The organism is Arthrobacter sp. SlRoot2-15 (assembly GCF_059739345.1).
Window position 1 is genome coordinate 2,602,032 of record NZ_AP046058.1, and the last position, 14,060, is coordinate 2,616,091.

A 14,060-nucleotide genomic window follows, 5' to 3' on the forward strand; every position below is an offset into this window, starting at 1 on the left:
CCAGACCCCGTAGTTTCCAGAGGTAGCTGCTGTGCCGATTGAAATCCCTACCGACCTGACCCCCGAAATCGTTCCGCTGTCCTGGCTCATTGGTGAGTGGGAGGGCCGGGGACGGCTCGGTGCCGGCGACGAAGATTCCGAGCACTTCCTGCAGCACGTCTCCTTCACCCACAACGGCCTGCCGTACCTGCAGTACCGGGCCGAATCGTGGCTGACCGACGACGAGGGAACCAGGCTCCGCCCCCTGACCGTCGAAACCGGTTTCTGGGCCCTCGAGCGCAAGCAGCGCGAGGAGGACGGCGGCCCCGGCCTCATCCCGGCCGACATCGTGCCCGTGCTCAAGAGTGCCGACGAAGTCGAGGAGCTGCGCAACAGCGACGGCGGCTTCGACATTTCCGTCTCCATCGCGCACCCGGGCGGGATCTCGGAGCTGTACTACGGCCAGATCAAGGGCCCGCAAATCCAGCTCAGCACCGACATGGTGATGCGCGGCAGCCATTCCAAGGAATACACCGCGGCCACGCGGATCTTCGGCCTGGTCGACGGGAACCTGCTCTGGCGGTGGGATGTCGCCACCGGCAAGGGCTCGACGCCCGGAGCCGGACTGGAGGCCCACGCCTCCGCCATCCTCGGCAAAGTCGGCTGAACCGCGCGTCCGGCTGGCGCAACGCCGGGTCTCACTGATTTTCCGTTGTCCGCAGCGAACGCAGGGAGCACCACAGTGAACGGCACCACCAAACCCGCACAATACAGCGACCTCAAGGCAGTCTTCTTCAACGGCACCTTGAAGAGATCGCCGGAGCGATCCCACACGCAGGGCCTGATCGAGGTCAGCCGCGCCATCATGGAGAAGCAGGGTGTCACCACCCGCGTCATCCGGACGGTGGACCACGACATCGCCAGCGGCGTGTATCCGGACATGCGCGAGCACGGCTGGGCCACGGACGAATGGCCTGAACTGTACCCCGCCGTGCAGGAGGCGGACATCGTCGTCGTCGCCGGCCCGATCTGGCTGGGAGACAACTCGTCCCAGACGAAGAAGCTGATCGAACGGCTGTACGCGCACTCCGGCCAACTGAACGCCAAGGGCCAGTGGGCGTTCTACCCTAAGGTAGGCGGCTGCCTCATCACCGGCAACGAGGACGGCATCAAGCACTGCGCCATGAACGTGCTCTACAGCCTCCAACACGTCGGCTTCACGATCCCGCCGCAGGCCGACGCCGGCTGGATCGGCGCGGTCGGCCCCGGTCCGAGCTACCTGGACGAAGGTTCCGGCGGCCCGGAGAGCGACTTCACCAACCGCAACACCACCTTCATGACATGGAACCTGCTGCACCTTGCCCGGACCCTCAAGGACGCCGGCGGAATCCCCGCCTACGGCAACCTGCCGGAGGGATGGAAAGCCGGAACCCGATTCGACTTCGAAAATCCGGAATACCGCTGAGCGCTGGGGACTTCTACTTCATATGACTACCAAGAGCCCCCTGCTGTCGCGCCCCGGCGCGGTTGAAGCGGCCGGCGCGGACGCCGGCGTCGCCGCCCACTACGGCGAACCGCTGCGCGAACAGCGCGCGCTGGCCGCCGGAACCGCCGTCGTCGATCTGTCCCAGCGCGGCGTGGTCACGGTGGGCGGGCCGGACCGGCTGAGCTGGCTCAACACCCTGTCCTCCCAGCAGCTCACCGCCCTGGCCCCCGGGCAGTCGAGCGAGCTGCTGCTGCTCAGCGTGCAGGGACGGATCGAATTCGACGCGCGGGTGGTGGACGACGGCGCCGCCACCTGGCTGATCGTCGAAGCGGCCGAAGCCGCCCCGCTGGCCGAATGGCTCAACAAGATGAAGTTCATGCTCCGGGTCGAGATCGCCGATGTGTCCGCCGACTGGGCCGTTCTGGGCGCCACCCGCCCGGTGCCGGAGTGGTCCGGGCGGCTCGTCTGGGAGGATCCCTGGCCGCACGTGGGGGCCGGCGGGTACTCCTACGCGGTGGTCGGCGAAGACTCGCACCCCGGCCTGGAGCGGCCGTGGTTCGAATACCTTGTCCCCGCTGCCGAGCTTGAGGCCGCCGTGGCGGGCCGCCCGCTGGCCGGCGTGCTTGCGGCCGAGGCGCTGCGCATCGCGGCGTGGCGGCCCCGCTGGGGAGCCGAGACCGACGACAAGACCATCCCGCACGAGCTGGACCTGCTGCGCACCGCGGTGCACCTCGCGAAGGGCTGCTACAAGGGGCAGGAAACCATCGCCCGGGTGCACAACCTGGGACACCCGCCGCGGCGGCTGGTGTTCCTGCAGCTGGACGGTTCGCAGCACACCCTGCCCGCTGTCGGCAGCGAGGTCCGCGCCGGCGAACGGAAGGTCGGCACCGTCACCTCCGTGGCGCAGCACTTCGAAATGGGTCCGGTGGCCCTGGCCGTCATCAAACGCTCCACCGCCCCGGACGAGGTGCTGACCGTGATGGACGGCGAGGAAGCCTACCCGGCGGCCCAGGAGCTCATTGTCGCGCCCGACGCGGGGCAGGTCGTCGGCCGGCAGACCGGGTTCCTCCGGGGGACCCGGTGAACGGCGGCCCGGAGGCCGCGGCGCCGGAGCTGGCCGCGCCCGCAGGACCGGGTCCCGACGACGGGACCCTCGCCCTCGCCCATGCCCTGTTCGACGCCGCCCGCGGGGGCGACTCCGCCATGCTCGGCGGCTACCTCGCGGCGGGCGCCCCGGCCACGCTGACCAACGCGGCGGGCGATTCGCTCTTGATGCTCGCCGCATACCACGGCCATGCTGACACCGTACGGCTGATCGTGGCGCACGGCGGGGACCCCAATACGGCCAACGACCGCGGCCAGACGCCGTTGGCGGGGGCGGTGTTCAAGGGCTACCCGGACGTCGTCCGCGTGCTGGTGGACGCCGGCGCCGACCCCGACGCCGGCAGCCCCTCCGCCCGGGCGGCCGCCCAAATGTTCGCCCGGGACGATATTCTGGCGCTCCTCGGCTGAGCCCAGGCTTCCCCGACGCACCCCACACTTCAACCGGCACCACGCACCGTAAGGAACCCCCGATGGAAAACGTAGCGAGGCCGTGGGCCGCCCTCTGGTCCCTGGTGATCGGATTCTTCATGATCCTGATCGACACCACCATCGTCTCGGTGGCCAACCCCAAGATCATGGAGGGGCTGAACGCGGACATCAACTCGGTGATCTGGGTGACCAGCGCCTACCTGCTGGCCTACGCCGTGCCGCTGCTCATCACCGGCCGCCTGGGTGACCGCTTCGGGCCCAAGAAGCTCTACCTCGCGGGCCTGGTGGTGTTCACCCTCGCCTCACTGTGGTGCGGGCTCTCCGGTGACGTCCACACCCTGATCGAGGCCCGGGTCCTGCAGGGCCTTGGCGCCGCGATGATGACGCCGCAGACCATGGCGGTCATCACCCGGATCTTCCCGCCGGACCGCCGCGGTGCGGCCATGGGCATCTGGGGCGCCACCGCCGGCGTTGCCACCCTGGTGGGGCCGATTCTCGGCGGCGTCCTGGTGGACGGGCTGGGCTGGGAGTGGATCTTCTTCATCAACATCCCCGTCGGCATCGCCGGCTTCGTCCTGGCCTGGCGGTTCGTCCCGTCCCTGAGCACCCACCCGCACAAGTTCGACATCCCCGGCGTGCTGCTCAGCGCCGTCGGCCTGTTCCTGCTGGTGTTCGGCATCCAGGAAGGCGAGACCTACAACTGGGGCACCATCACCGGCCCCATCACGGTGTGGGGCCTGATCATCGGCGGCATCGTGGTCCTCGCCGCCTTCGTGGCCTGGCAGCGGATCAATAAGGGCGAACCCTTGCTTCCGCTGGGACTGTTCAAGGACCGCAACTTCTCCCTGGCCAACATCGGCATCACCACCGTGGGCTTCACCGTGACCGCCTTCAGCCTCCCGCTGATCTTCTACTACCAGGTGGTCCGCGGCCTGACCCCGACCCAGTCCGCGCTCATGATGGTCCCGATGGCGGTCATCTCCGGCGGGCTGGCCCCGGTGGTGGGCCGGATCATCGACCGGGTCAACCCGAAATTCGTCACCGCCCTGGGCCTGACCCTGATGTCCGTGGCGCTGTTCTGGAACGCCTCGCTGATGCACCCGGACACCCCCATCTGGCTCTTCCTGCTCCCCAGCGCGGTGCTGGGCTTCGCGAACGCCGGGATCTGGGCGCCGCTGAGCTCCACGGCCACCCGGAACCTGCCGCCGCGCCAGGCCGGGGCCGGCTCCGGCGTGTACAACACCACCCGCCAGATCGGTGCCGTCCTTGGCAGCGCGGCCATCGCCGTGCTGATCCAGGCTCGGCTCGCGGCCGAACTTCCGGCGGCGCCCGGCGCCTCGGGGGAGTCGAGGCCGATGGCGTTCGGCGGCCAACTTCCCGAGGCGCTGCACGCGGGGTTCTCGACGGCGATGGGCCAGTCGATCCTGCTGCCCGCTGCCGTGATCCTGCTCGGCGCGGCCGTGGCACTGTTCTTCGCCAAGCCCCAGCCGCACCAGGGCTGGGGTACCCCCGGCACGGTGCCGGCCTCCGGCAGCGGGCACACCGTGGCGGAGGGGACCGAGGCCCGGCGGGGCTAGGGCAGGCAGTGCCGGGCGGTACCTCTCCAAACGCGCGGCTAGCCCAGGAGCACGCTGGTCTGGATGCCGCCGGCGGTGAAGCCGAGCCTCCGGGCCAGGGCGAGTGAGCCCTTGTTGCTGACGTCGGCGCGCCATTGCAGGGTCAGGCCGGAGGCCAGGGCCTCGTGGGCGGCGATGGAGCCGGCGAGCGTGCCGACGCCGCGGCGCCGCCACTCGGGGGCCACGAGTACCCCGAGCTGCGCCAGGATGCCTTCCCACTCGGTGTAGGCGCCGCAGGCAACGGGCGTCCGGCGGCCGTCCTCCAGGTGCATGATGGTGAAGCGGTGCTCCAGGTCCGCCAGGCCCACCTCGTTGACGTCGTCCGGCGGGCACAGCCCTTCGAGTTCGATCGCTTCCGGGTTCCCGTGCGAGACGGTCAGCTCCTCGGAGGGCTGCTGCAGCGGCAGGTCGTCGGCGAAGAACAGCGCGGCGGCGCCCAGCCCGTGGCCGCCGTGTCCGCGGGTAATGGTCAGCAGCGTGACGTGCTGGGCCAGTTCCTCGTCCGTGTAGCCGCCGGCGGCGTCGAGGGCCCATTGCGGCCCCACCAGGGCGGAGCTGCCGAACAGGCGGACGAAGTGCAGCGACCGCGCCGCGTCGTTGGCCAGGGTGAGGCGGCGTCCCGCGGCACCGGCGAAGGCGCCGTCGTCGAATCCCAGCCTGCGGTCCCAGGCGAGCTGGATGATTTCGGCGGAGCCGGGCGCAAGAGTCATGACCCAACCCTACCCAGCAGCCGCCCGGAAGCCTCAGCCGAAGAGGACCGCGGCTTCCTCGTAGCGGTTCTTCGGCACGCTCTTGAGGTTGCCCAGGGCGGCGTCGAAGCCCACGTGGACAATGTCGGTGCCATGCAGGGACACCATGGTGCCCCAGCGCTGCTCGACCACCGAGTCGATCGCGGCCATGCCCAGGCGTGTCGCGAGCACGCGGTCGAACGCCGTGGGGACGCCGCCGCGCTGGATGTGTCCCAGCACGGTGGCCCGGGTCTCGATGCCCGTGCGGGCCTCCAGTTCGGGGGCCAGCAGTTCGGCGATGCCGCCAAGGCGGGGCCGGCCGAAGGTGTCCAGCCCGCGCTCGGAGTGCGGGGACTCCTGGCCCTCCGGGACGAAGCCCTCCGCGACGACCACCAGCGGGGCGCGGCCGCGGTCGCGGGCGGAGACGACCCATTCGGTGATCTGCTCCATCGAGGCCTTCTGCTCGGGGATCAGGATGGCGTGGGCGCCGGAGGCCATGCCGGCGTGCAGGGCGATCCAGCCGACGTGGCGGCCCATCACCTCCGCGATCATGGTCCGGTGGTGGGATTCCCCGGTGGTGCGGAGCCGGTCGATCGCTTCGGTGGCGATTTCGACGGCGGTATCGAACCCGAAGGTGTAGTCGGTGGCGTCGAGGTCGTTGTCCACGGTCTTGGGCACGCCGACGATCTTCAGGCCGGCGTCGGTCAGGCGCTTCGCGGCGGCGAGGGTTCCCTCGCCGCCGATGGCGATGATGGCGTCAATGCCCAGCCGTTCCATGTTGGCCTTGATGACCTCCGGGCCGCCGTTGTTCTCGAACGGGTTGGTCCGGGAGGTGCCGAGGATGGTGCCGCCCTGCTTGGCGATGCCGCGGACCAGTGCGCGGGGGATGTCGATGATGTCGCCCTCGACCACGCCGCGCCAGCCGTCCAGGAATCCCACGAATTCGTGGCCGTGCACGGCGATGCCCTTCAGGACGGCGCCGCGGATGACGGCGTTCAGTCCGGGGCAGTCTCCGCCGCTGGTGAGGATTCCAATTTTCATGTCTCGGCTCAAATCCTGGTTCGAAGGGATACAGGCAGAGCGCCACGCTGAGCTCACCTAGAAGTCTACTGGCGCATGTGGGGCAGGACACAAACCGTGACCAACGCACAAAGTGCCCCCGCCGGCGTCGGCAGGGGCACTGGGTGGTGGGACTGGATCTGGCCGCCGCGGGTCCCCGCGGACCCGGCCCGGCTGGAGACCCGTTAGGGCTGGCCCGCGCGCCGCTCGAGGAAGGATTCGAGGACGATCGCGTTCCGCTGGTCCGGCAGGACCAACCAGGCCGCCAGGTAGAACACGAAGGCCGGGCCCGGGAGGAGGGCGAAAAGCAGGAACGCGATGCGGACGAACGCGACGTCGACGTTCAGTTTGGCGGCGATCCCGCCGCAGACGCCGCCCAGCCAGCGCTGCGGACCGCGTTTCAGGCCAAGGCCCCGGACGATGCTGAAGAACTTATCCATGGTTCAAGACTTCCCTGTTGTGGTTTCTTTGTCACGTCCGCGGGCGGACAGCAGCCCGCCGATTACCAGCGCGGCGCCGGCGCCGATCATCAGGCCGATCAGGACGTAGGTCCCGTTCAGGGTGACGATGCCGAGCCGGGAGATGATGATCAGCGCGGCCAGGGCCAGCACGATCAGCCCCCAGACCACCGTGCCGACGCGGGCCCGCTGGCTGCCGGGCATTGAGGGGTCCGCCGGCGTTTCCGGCGCATCTGTTGCCGGGTCATAGCTGCTCATGTCAGTTCCCTTCCTTCACGGTGATGTTGCTCAGTGTCCCGGAAATCTTGACGATCAGGCGGCCGCCGGTCTTGTCCGTGTTGTAGTCGCTTTGCTGGGTGGTCATGCCGCCGTGGTTGCCGCGGCCGTCGTTGAGGTTGCCCATGGTCAGGTCGGTCTGCACCTGGACTGGGACGGTGGCGGGGATGGCCACCGTGACGTTGCTCGCCGTGGCATCCAGCCGGACCACGACGTCGGATCCCAGCGGCGGGTTCAGGTTCAGCTTGGTCAGGTCCACCGTGCCGGTCCCGCCCGTGATGTCAAAGCCGTCCGCGGCCTGCTCGATGCTCACCGGGCGCCAGTCGACGTTCTGGAAACGGGCCCGGTCGGCGTTGGGCACCAGGTTGAAGATCCCGCCGATGATCAGGGCGACGACGGCGAAGAAGCCCAGGATGCCGGCCGTCCGGCCGCGGAGTCCGGAGACAAGGATGCCGAGGCCCAGCACCGCCGCGCCGCTGGCCCACACCACGGCGTTGCCCGTGGTTCCCAGGTTGATCGCGTGCACGGCGTCGAGCGCCTTGATGCCGCCGCCGACCAGCAGGGCCAAGCCGGTGGTGACGGCCACGGCGGGGGCGCCCGGACCCAGGTTGCGGGTCTTCGGCGCGGGCGCGGGGGGCGGCACCGGACCGTAGCCGCCATACCCTCCGCCGTAACCGCCGCCGTAGGGCGGGGTGGGGCCCGGAGGCGGAGCGGCGGCCGGGCCGGCGCCGGAGTGCTCCTGCCAGCCGTGGGCCGGGACGCCCTCCAGCGGCAGGGTCTGGTTGCTCAGGGTGGTGTCCGGGACGGACCCCGGGACAGTTGTGGCGGGGGCGGCCCGGTCCGGGAAACCGGGGGCGTGCCCGGCCGGGCCGAAGGCGGAGGCGCCGTGGGCCGCAGCACCGCGGGCCTTGTTGCGCTGGGTCAGGTAGTAGATGACATAGATGGCGCCGCCCACCCAGAACACCGTCCAGACGAAAGCGCCGAAACCATGGCGGTCCCAGCCCCAGGCGCCGCTGCCCAGGCTGGGGAAGCCGATGATGGTCGTGACCAGGGCTCCGGTCATGCCCGAGCTCCAGCGGCCCGCCGCCGCTTCCTGGACGTGGATCCGCCCGTCGGGCTCGGGGAGGAACGCCCACGCCAGCCCGTAAAGCAGGACGCCGACGCCGGCGAAGACTGTCAGGACGATCAGGATGCCGCGCACAATCAACGGGTCGACGCCGAGCCGCTGCGCGATGCCGCTGGCGACACCGCCGATCCAGCGCTCGCGGCCCCGGTAGATGCCGTGCCCGCGGATCCAGTCGAAGAAGTTCTGCGGCTGCGCGCCGGGACCCGGGGTGCCGGGATAGCGCGGCGGGGTGGTGCCGGCGGAGGAGGGGTAGGGGCCGCCTGGCGGGTACAGGGGAGGCGCTTCCTGGGCGGGCTCGCCGGCGGGTGCACGGTTCCCGTCGGAACCGCCGGAACGGGCGTCCGGGGTGCCGTCCGGGGTGGTGTCCGGACGGCCCGGGACGCTCGGGTCTTCATCTGGGTGCGGAGTGTGCGGGTTCATACTTCGATCCTCCTGCCCGCGGGGGTCTCCGCTCTACTGGGGAACACCCTGAACCGTCCCTGAGCGGCCCCCGGTTCGGCCCGAAAACGGCTCCGGGAAACCCCGGTCCGTGTTTGGATTGAGGCATGACAACAGCCGTTTCCCGCCCGCCCCTGGCGCGCAGCAGTGACCGCATGATTGCCGGTGTCTGCGCGGGCCTCGCCCACCACCTGGGCTGGCCGGTGCAGATGGTCCGGATCGGCATGGTGGTGGCGGCGCTCGCGGGCGGTGCCGGCGTCGCGTTTTATGCCTGGCTCTGGATTATGGTGCCCACCGCGGACGAGAGCGCCAAGCGCACCGCGCGGCGGCCGGCGTCGCCGATCGCCCCGGCTGTGAGTGACCACGCCGGGGACGGCCTTCCGTCCATCTCCCGGCCCGGCGGGCCCGCCGGCGTGCCGGCCGGATCCTGGCGGAGCCGGCTGCCGGGCATGCCGTACGGCAAGGAGATCCTGCTCGGCGCGGGGCTTCTGCTGGCGGCCGGCATCCTGATCGCGCGGCTCTTTGGCCTGGACGTCCCACTGGGCACCCTGATCCCGGTGGCCGCGATTCTGGGCGGCGCCGCGATTGCGTGGATGCAGCTCGATGAGACCCGGCGCGCGGGCATTGTGGACAAGACCAAGGCCGATCAGGCCGGCGGCTGGGCCAGGCTCGCGGCCGGGCTCGGCCTGGTCGTGGCCGGCGTGCTGCTGATGGTCTCCGGTTCCGGGTCCTGGGAGCAGACCTGGCTGGCGCTGCTGGCGTCCGTCGCCGTCCTCGGCGGCGTGGCACTGGTGCTGCTGCCTTGGGGGCTGAAGTTCTGGCGGGATCTGGAGGCCGAGCGCGCCGGCCGGGTGCGGGCCACCGAACGGGCCGAGATCGCCGCCCACCTGCACGATTCGGTGCTCCAGACCCTGGCGCTGATCCAGCGGCGGGCCGGCAGCGAGCACGACGTCGTCCGCCTGGCCCGCGCGCAGGAGCGGGAACTGCGGGGCTGGCTCTACCGGGACCCGGGACGCGAAGCGGGCCAGCTCTCCGACGCGCTCCAGGCCGCCGCCGCGGAGGTGGAAGACTCGCTTGGGCACGCCGTCGACGTCGTCACGGTGGGCGACTGCGCCCTCACCGAACGCCTGGAGGCCATGGTCCAGGCGGCACGCGAAGCCATGCTGAACGCGGCCCGCCACGGCGGCGGCGCCGTCTCGGTCTACCTTGAGGTCACCGACGACGCCGCCGAGGTGTTCGTCAAGGACCGGGGCCCGGGGTTCGATCCGGGGTCCATCCCGGCCGACCGCCTGGGCGTGCGCGAATCCATGATCGGGCGGATGCGGCGCCACGGCGGCACCGCAACCATCGCCAGCAGCCCCGACGGCACCGAGGTCCGGCTCCGGCTGCCGCTCGCGGCCGCTGCGGGAACCAACGGCACGGCCGGAACCAACGGGGCCGCCGCAACCAACGGAGAGGACACCACGCAGTGAGCAACCAGTCAGTGGCAGGCAGCGGGGCAGCGAACCCGCCCGGCGCCACGCGCGTGGTCATCGTCGATGACCACGCCATCTTCAGGTCCGGGCTGAAGGCCGACCTCGACCCCGGCGTCGTCGTCGTCGGCGAGGCCGGGACCGTGGAGGAAGCCGTCGCCGTGATTGCCGCAACACGGCCCGACGTCGTCCTGCTGGACGTCCATCTCCCCGGCGGACTCGGCGGCGGCGGTCGCGACGTGCTGGCCGGTTCCGCGGCGCTGCTGGGCAGCACCCGGTTCCTGGCGCTGAGCGTGTCGGATGCCGCAGAGGATGTGGTCTCCGTGATCCGGGCCGGCGCGCGGGGCTACGTCACCAAGACCATCTCGGGGGCCGAGATCAGCGACGCGGTGCGCCGCGTGGCCGGCGGCGACGCCGTCTTTTCACCCCGGCTGGCCGGTTTTGTCCTGGATGCCTTCGGCACCGCCCCCGCGGACATCGCCGACAACGAGCTCGACCGGCTGTCCGCCCGCGAACTCGAAGTGATGCGGCTGATCGCCCGCGGCTACAGCTACAAGGAAGTCGCCAAGGAACTCTTCATCTCGATCAAGACGGTCGAGACCCACGTTTCCGCGGTGCTGCGAAAGCTCCAGCTCTCCAGCCGTCACGAGCTGACCCGCTGGGCCGCGGAACGCCGCCTCCTCTGACCCCAGCCCCCCGACGCTCCCGCAGTTCCGGCGGCTAGCCCCCCGACGCTCCCGCAGTTCCGGCGGCCTTCCGACGGACGCTCCCTCAGTTCCGGCGGCCTTTCGGCGGACGCTCCCTCAGTTCCGGGCGTCTTACGACGAACGCCCCCGCAGTGAGTGCGGGAGCGTTCGTGGTAATCGTGCAGGACCTGCGGGAGCGTCCGTTTTGTTGCTGCAGGATCGGAGGGATCGTTATTTCGCCTTGCCGAGGAAGTCCTGGAGGCGGCCGACGCCGGTGGCCAGGTCCTCGTCGCCCAGGGCGTAGGACAGCCGCAGGTAGCCGGAGGGGCCGAAGGCCTCGCCGGGAACGACGGCGACCTCCACCTCATCGAGGATCAGCGCGGCGAGTTCGGCCGACGTCGAGGGCCGCACCGGGCCGTTCGCGGAGGGGAATTCCTTGCCCAGCAGCGCCCGGACGTCCGCGTACACGTAGAACGCCCCCTTGGGGGTGGGGCAGTCCACGCCCTCGATCGCGTTGAGCCCGGCCACGATGGCCTTCCGACGGCGGTCGAAGGCCACCTTCATCTCGTCCACCGCGGTCAGCGGACCGGACACGGCCGCGAGGGCCGCGACCTGCATGATGTTTGAAACGTTGGACGTGGCATGCGACTGCAGGTTGGTGGCGGCCTTGATGACGTCGGCCGGGCCGATCATCCAGCCTACCCGCCAGCCGGTCATGGCGTAGGTCTTGGCGACGCCGTTGAGGATGACCACCTTGTCGCCGAGTTCCGGGGCGGCCGTGGCGATCGAGGTGAAAGGCACGCCGTCGTAGGTCAGGTGTTCGTAGATCTCATCCGTGACCACCCAGAGGCCCTTCGAGGCGGCCCACTGGCCGATTTCCCGGACCTGCTCCGGGGAGTACACGGCTCCGGTGGGGTTGGAGGGGGACACGAAGAGCAGGATCTTGGTGCGGTCCGTGAGGGCCGCTTCGAGCTGCTCCACGGTGACCAGGTAACCCTGTTCGGGGCCCGCGAAGACCTCTACCGGAACGCCTCCGGCCAGCCGGATCGCCTCCGGGTAGGTGGTCCAGAACGGCGACGGGACGATCACCTCGTCGCCCGGATCCAGCAGGGTGGCAAACGTGTTGTAAACGGCTTGCTTGCCGCCGTTGGTGACCAGCACCTGGGCGGCCTCGGCCTTGTAGCCGGAGTCCCGGAACGTCTTGTCCGCGATGGCCTGCTTCAGCTCGGGCAGCCCGCCGGCAGGGGAGTAGCGGTGGTATTTCGGCTGCCCTGCGGCTGCGATGGCTGCCTCGACGATGTAGCCGGGGGTCGGGAAGTCCGGTTCGCCGGCGCCGAAGCCGATCACAGGCCGGCCGGCCGCCTTCAACGCCTTCGCCTTGGCATCGACAGCCAGGGTGGCGGATTCGGCTATGGCGGAAATGCGCTGGGAAATGCGGGCGGCAGGCATTGCGGGTCCGTTCTTCGCGTTCAGCTCGGGGCTGGATGTGGGATTCGACGAAATCTACTCTATGCTGTTCAGCGGATCCTCCGGGGTGCCGGGTATGAATGTGACCCACCGCGGGAATGAGACCTCACAGTCGGCCATTTCCGCAGGCAGCCAAGGGTCCGGACGGGGCCGGTTCGACGTGGACGCAGTTGTTGCGTAGACTGGTTCTCCGGTGTTGAAAACACGATGATGGCGTGCGCCTCAGGGAAGCCTGCGGAAACAGCGCAGTCTGACCGGTTTTCGATCCATAGGGTAGTGGCGCAATTGGTAGCGCAGCGGTCTCCAAAACCGCAGGTTGCAGGTTCGAGTCCTGTCTGCCCTGCGCAAGCTGTTCCGGGGTTTACCGGAACCAGCGCAGCAACCATGGTTCAGTCCAGAGCCGGGTATCCGACATCGCGAGGATGAGTGAGGATCAGGTGACCGAAACAGCTGCCAGCAGCTCCCAAGGCCGCCCCGCCAAGAATGCCCCCAAGGCAGGCTTCTTCGCTCGGATTGCACTCTTCGTCCGCCAGGTCATCGGCGAACTGAAGAAAGTCGTTGCACCCACCCGCAAGGAACTGATCAACTACACGCTCGTGGTGCTGGTGTTCGTGGTCATCATGATGGTGATCGTCACCCTGCTGGACCTGGCCTTCGGGACCGGAGTGAGCTGGGTCTTCGGCGGAACAGGCGCCACGGACCGCTAAGGCGACCGGTCCGCAGACTGCGTGGACCTCCGGGAAACCGGAGCTTCCGCGGGGTGTGCGGAATTGAGCCATTTAAATAGGCATGTTAGGCAATGAGGAAGCAGGAGACCAAGTGTCTGAGCAGGAGCTCGAGGTAAACGAGACTGAGCTGGATAAGAGCCAGGACGCCGCGGTGGAAACCACGGAAGAGTCCGAGGCTGAGTCTGCTGCGCCCGCATCCGACGCCGCTGACGAATCTGCCGACGAGGCCGTAGCTGCCGAGGGCACCGACTCCGGCGAGGAAGGCGACGCCCTTGCGGTGGCCGCCGCCGCTGCCGACGTCGACCCCGCCGAGGAGTTCAAGGCCAAGCTGCGCCGCCAGGAAGGTGACTGGTACGTCATCCACTCCTACGCCGGCTACGAAAACCGCGTCAAGGCCAACCTTGAGACCCGCATCCAGACCCTGGACATGGAAGATTACATCTTCGAAATCCAGGTTCCGATGGAAGAAGTCGTTGAGATCAAGAACGCTCAGCGCAAGGTCATCAACCGCGTCCGCATCCCCGGTTACGTCCTGGTCCGCATGGACCTGACGGACGCCTCCTGGGGCGCCGTCCGCCACACCCCCGGCGTCACCGGCTTCGTGGGCAACGCCCACAACCCCGTGCCGCTGCGCCTCGACGAGGTCTTCTCCATGCTCGCCCCGGTCTTCGAAGAAGAGCAGGCCGAGAAGGGCAAGCCGGTCAAGCACGCTGCCGCCGCCGTCGACGTCGACTTTGAGGTCGGCGAGTCGGTCATCGTCAAGGAGGGCCCCTTCGAGACCCTGCCCGCCACGATCTCCGAGATCAAGGTCGATTCGCAGACCCTGGTGGTGCTGGTCTCCATCTTCGAGCGCGAGACCCCGGTTACCCTGGCGTTCAACCAGGTCAGCAAGATCTAGCAATACCAACAGAATTCGCCCCGGACTGCCCGCTTAGCAGCCCCGGAGCGGCCGGCCGCCTCGCCATGGCGGCCACCAACCTGAGGCACGCTCCTGTGTCCCAGGACGTA

General features: G+C 69.4%; 15 protein-coding genes and 1 tRNA gene. 10 read left to right on the forward strand and 6 right to left on the reverse strand.

Annotated elements, in window-relative coordinates; genetic code table 11:
- Positions 1-31: 31 nt before the first annotated feature.
- From AC6I9V_RS12000 to AC6I9V_RS12020, 5 genes are all read left to right on the forward strand, one after another.
- Complete coding sequence (locus AC6I9V_RS12000) at positions 32-646, forward strand: nitrobindin family protein (RefSeq protein ID WP_349412233.1); 615 nt, start codon at positions 32-34, stop codon at positions 644-646.
- A gap of 75 nt (positions 647-721) precedes the next feature.
- The gene (locus AC6I9V_RS12005; protein WP_349412232.1) at positions 722-1,444 is read left to right on the forward strand and encodes a flavodoxin family protein; all 723 of its coding nucleotides are present in this window, start codon (positions 722-724) and stop codon (positions 1,442-1,444) included.
- 22 nt (positions 1,445-1,466) lie between these two features.
- Positions 1,467-2,549: a CAF17-like 4Fe-4S cluster assembly/insertion protein YgfZ gene (gene ygfZ, locus AC6I9V_RS12010; protein WP_497899604.1), complete on the forward strand. Its 1,083-nt coding sequence runs from the start codon at positions 1,467-1,469 to the stop codon at positions 2,547-2,549.
- Complete coding sequence (locus AC6I9V_RS12015; protein WP_497899605.1) at positions 2,546-2,977, forward strand: ankyrin repeat domain-containing protein; 432 nt, start codon at positions 2,546-2,548, stop codon at positions 2,975-2,977. The genes ygfZ and AC6I9V_RS12015 overlap by 4 nt, the downstream gene beginning before the upstream one ends.
- Positions 2,978-3,039: 62 nt before the next feature.
- A complete protein-coding gene (locus AC6I9V_RS12020; RefSeq protein WP_497899606.1) occupies positions 3,040-4,575 on the forward strand; it encodes a DHA2 family efflux MFS transporter permease subunit in 1,536 nt (511 codons plus the stop codon).
- 38 nt (positions 4,576-4,613) lie between these two features.
- On the opposite strand, the gene AC6I9V_RS12025 is transcribed toward AC6I9V_RS12020, so the two are convergent.
- From AC6I9V_RS12025 to AC6I9V_RS12045, 5 genes are all read right to left on the reverse strand, one after another.
- A complete protein-coding gene (locus AC6I9V_RS12025; protein WP_497899607.1) occupies positions 4,614-5,324 on the reverse strand; it encodes a GNAT family N-acetyltransferase in 711 nt (236 codons plus the stop codon).
- Positions 5,325-5,357: 33 nt separating this feature from the next.
- Positions 5,358-6,383: a 6-phosphofructokinase gene (locus tag AC6I9V_RS12030; protein ID WP_349412226.1), complete on the reverse strand. Its 1,026-nt coding sequence runs from the start codon at positions 6,381-6,383 to the stop codon at positions 5,358-5,360.
- 203 nt (positions 6,384-6,586) lie between these two features.
- Entirely contained in the window at positions 6,587-6,841 is a 255-nt protein-coding gene (locus AC6I9V_RS12035; protein ID WP_146336849.1) for a PspC domain-containing protein, read from the reverse strand.
- A 3-nt stretch (positions 6,842-6,844) separates the two neighbouring features.
- On the reverse strand, positions 6,845-7,117 hold the full coding sequence (locus AC6I9V_RS12040) for a hypothetical protein (RefSeq protein WP_497899608.1): 273 nt from the start codon (positions 7,115-7,117) through the stop codon (positions 6,845-6,847).
- A gap of 1 nt (position 7,118) precedes the next feature.
- Complete coding sequence (locus tag AC6I9V_RS12045) at positions 7,119-8,681, reverse strand: PspC domain-containing protein (RefSeq protein WP_497899609.1); 1,563 nt, start codon at positions 8,679-8,681, stop codon at positions 7,119-7,121.
- 125 nt (positions 8,682-8,806) lie between these two features.
- On the opposite strand from AC6I9V_RS12045, the gene AC6I9V_RS12050 reads away from it, so the two are divergent.
- Positions 8,807-10,171, forward strand: coding sequence for an ATP-binding protein (locus AC6I9V_RS12050; RefSeq protein ID WP_497899610.1), 1,365 nt, complete (start codon positions 8,807-8,809; stop codon positions 10,169-10,171).
- A 53-nt stretch (positions 10,172-10,224) separates the two neighbouring features.
- Positions 10,225-10,857: a LuxR C-terminal-related transcriptional regulator gene (locus AC6I9V_RS12055; protein ID WP_349412462.1), complete on the forward strand. Its 633-nt coding sequence runs from the start codon at positions 10,225-10,227 to the stop codon at positions 10,855-10,857.
- 231 nt (positions 10,858-11,088) lie between these two features.
- On the opposite strand, the gene AC6I9V_RS12060 is transcribed toward AC6I9V_RS12055, so the two are convergent.
- Positions 11,089-12,306: a pyridoxal phosphate-dependent aminotransferase gene (locus AC6I9V_RS12060; RefSeq protein WP_497899611.1), complete on the reverse strand. Its 1,218-nt coding sequence runs from the start codon at positions 12,304-12,306 to the stop codon at positions 11,089-11,091.
- Positions 12,307-12,594: 288 nt separating this feature from the next.
- Between AC6I9V_RS12060 and AC6I9V_RS12065 the strand changes: the two genes are divergently transcribed.
- The 3 genes from AC6I9V_RS12065 to nusG all read left to right on the forward strand — a co-directional run bounded on the left by AC6I9V_RS12065 (position 12,595) and on the right by nusG (position 13,950).
- Positions 12,595-12,667, forward strand: a tRNA-Trp gene (locus tag AC6I9V_RS12065).
- Between the two features lie 79 nt (positions 12,668-12,746).
- Complete coding sequence (secE, locus tag AC6I9V_RS12070; protein ID WP_146336854.1) at positions 12,747-13,031, forward strand: preprotein translocase subunit SecE; 285 nt, start codon at positions 12,747-12,749, stop codon at positions 13,029-13,031.
- A gap of 112 nt (positions 13,032-13,143) precedes the next feature.
- Positions 13,144-13,950 (forward strand): transcription termination/antitermination protein NusG, encoded by an 807-nt coding sequence (gene nusG / locus AC6I9V_RS12075; protein WP_497899612.1) that lies wholly within the window; start codon positions 13,144-13,146, stop codon positions 13,948-13,950.
- Positions 13,951-14,060 lie beyond the last annotated feature (110 nt).

Coding starts and splice junctions, on each gene's coding strand:
- AC6I9V_RS12035 (WP_146336849.1), bottom strand. CDS start 6,841: ATGGATAAGTTCTTCAGCATCGTCCGGGGCCTTGGCCTGAAACGCGGT.
- AC6I9V_RS12020 (WP_497899606.1), top strand. CDS start 3,040: ATGGAAAACGTAGCGAGGCCGTGGGCCGCCCTCTGGTCCCTGGTGATC.
- AC6I9V_RS12050 (WP_497899610.1), top strand. CDS start 8,807: ATGACAACAGCCGTTTCCCGCCCGCCCCTGGCGCGCAGCAGTGACCGC.
- AC6I9V_RS12060 (WP_497899611.1), bottom strand. CDS start 12,306: ATGCCTGCCGCCCGCATTTCCCAGCGCATTTCCGCCATAGCCGAATCC.
- AC6I9V_RS12030 (WP_349412226.1), bottom strand. CDS start 6,383: ATGAAAATTGGAATCCTCACCAGCGGCGGAGACTGCCCCGGACTGAAC.
- AC6I9V_RS12025 (WP_497899607.1), bottom strand. CDS start 5,324: ATGACTCTTGCGCCCGGCTCCGCCGAAATCATCCAGCTCGCCTGGGAC.
- AC6I9V_RS12045 (WP_497899609.1), bottom strand. CDS start 8,681: ATGAACCCGCACACTCCGCACCCAGATGAAGACCCGAGCGTCCCGGGC.
- AC6I9V_RS12040 (WP_497899608.1), bottom strand. CDS start 7,117: ATGAGCAGCTATGACCCGGCAACAGATGCGCCGGAAACGCCGGCGGAC.
- secE (WP_146336854.1), top strand. CDS start 12,747: ATGAGTGAGGATCAGGTGACCGAAACAGCTGCCAGCAGCTCCCAAGGC.
- ygfZ (WP_497899604.1), top strand. CDS start 1,467: ATGACTACCAAGAGCCCCCTGCTGTCGCGCCCCGGCGCGGTTGAAGCG.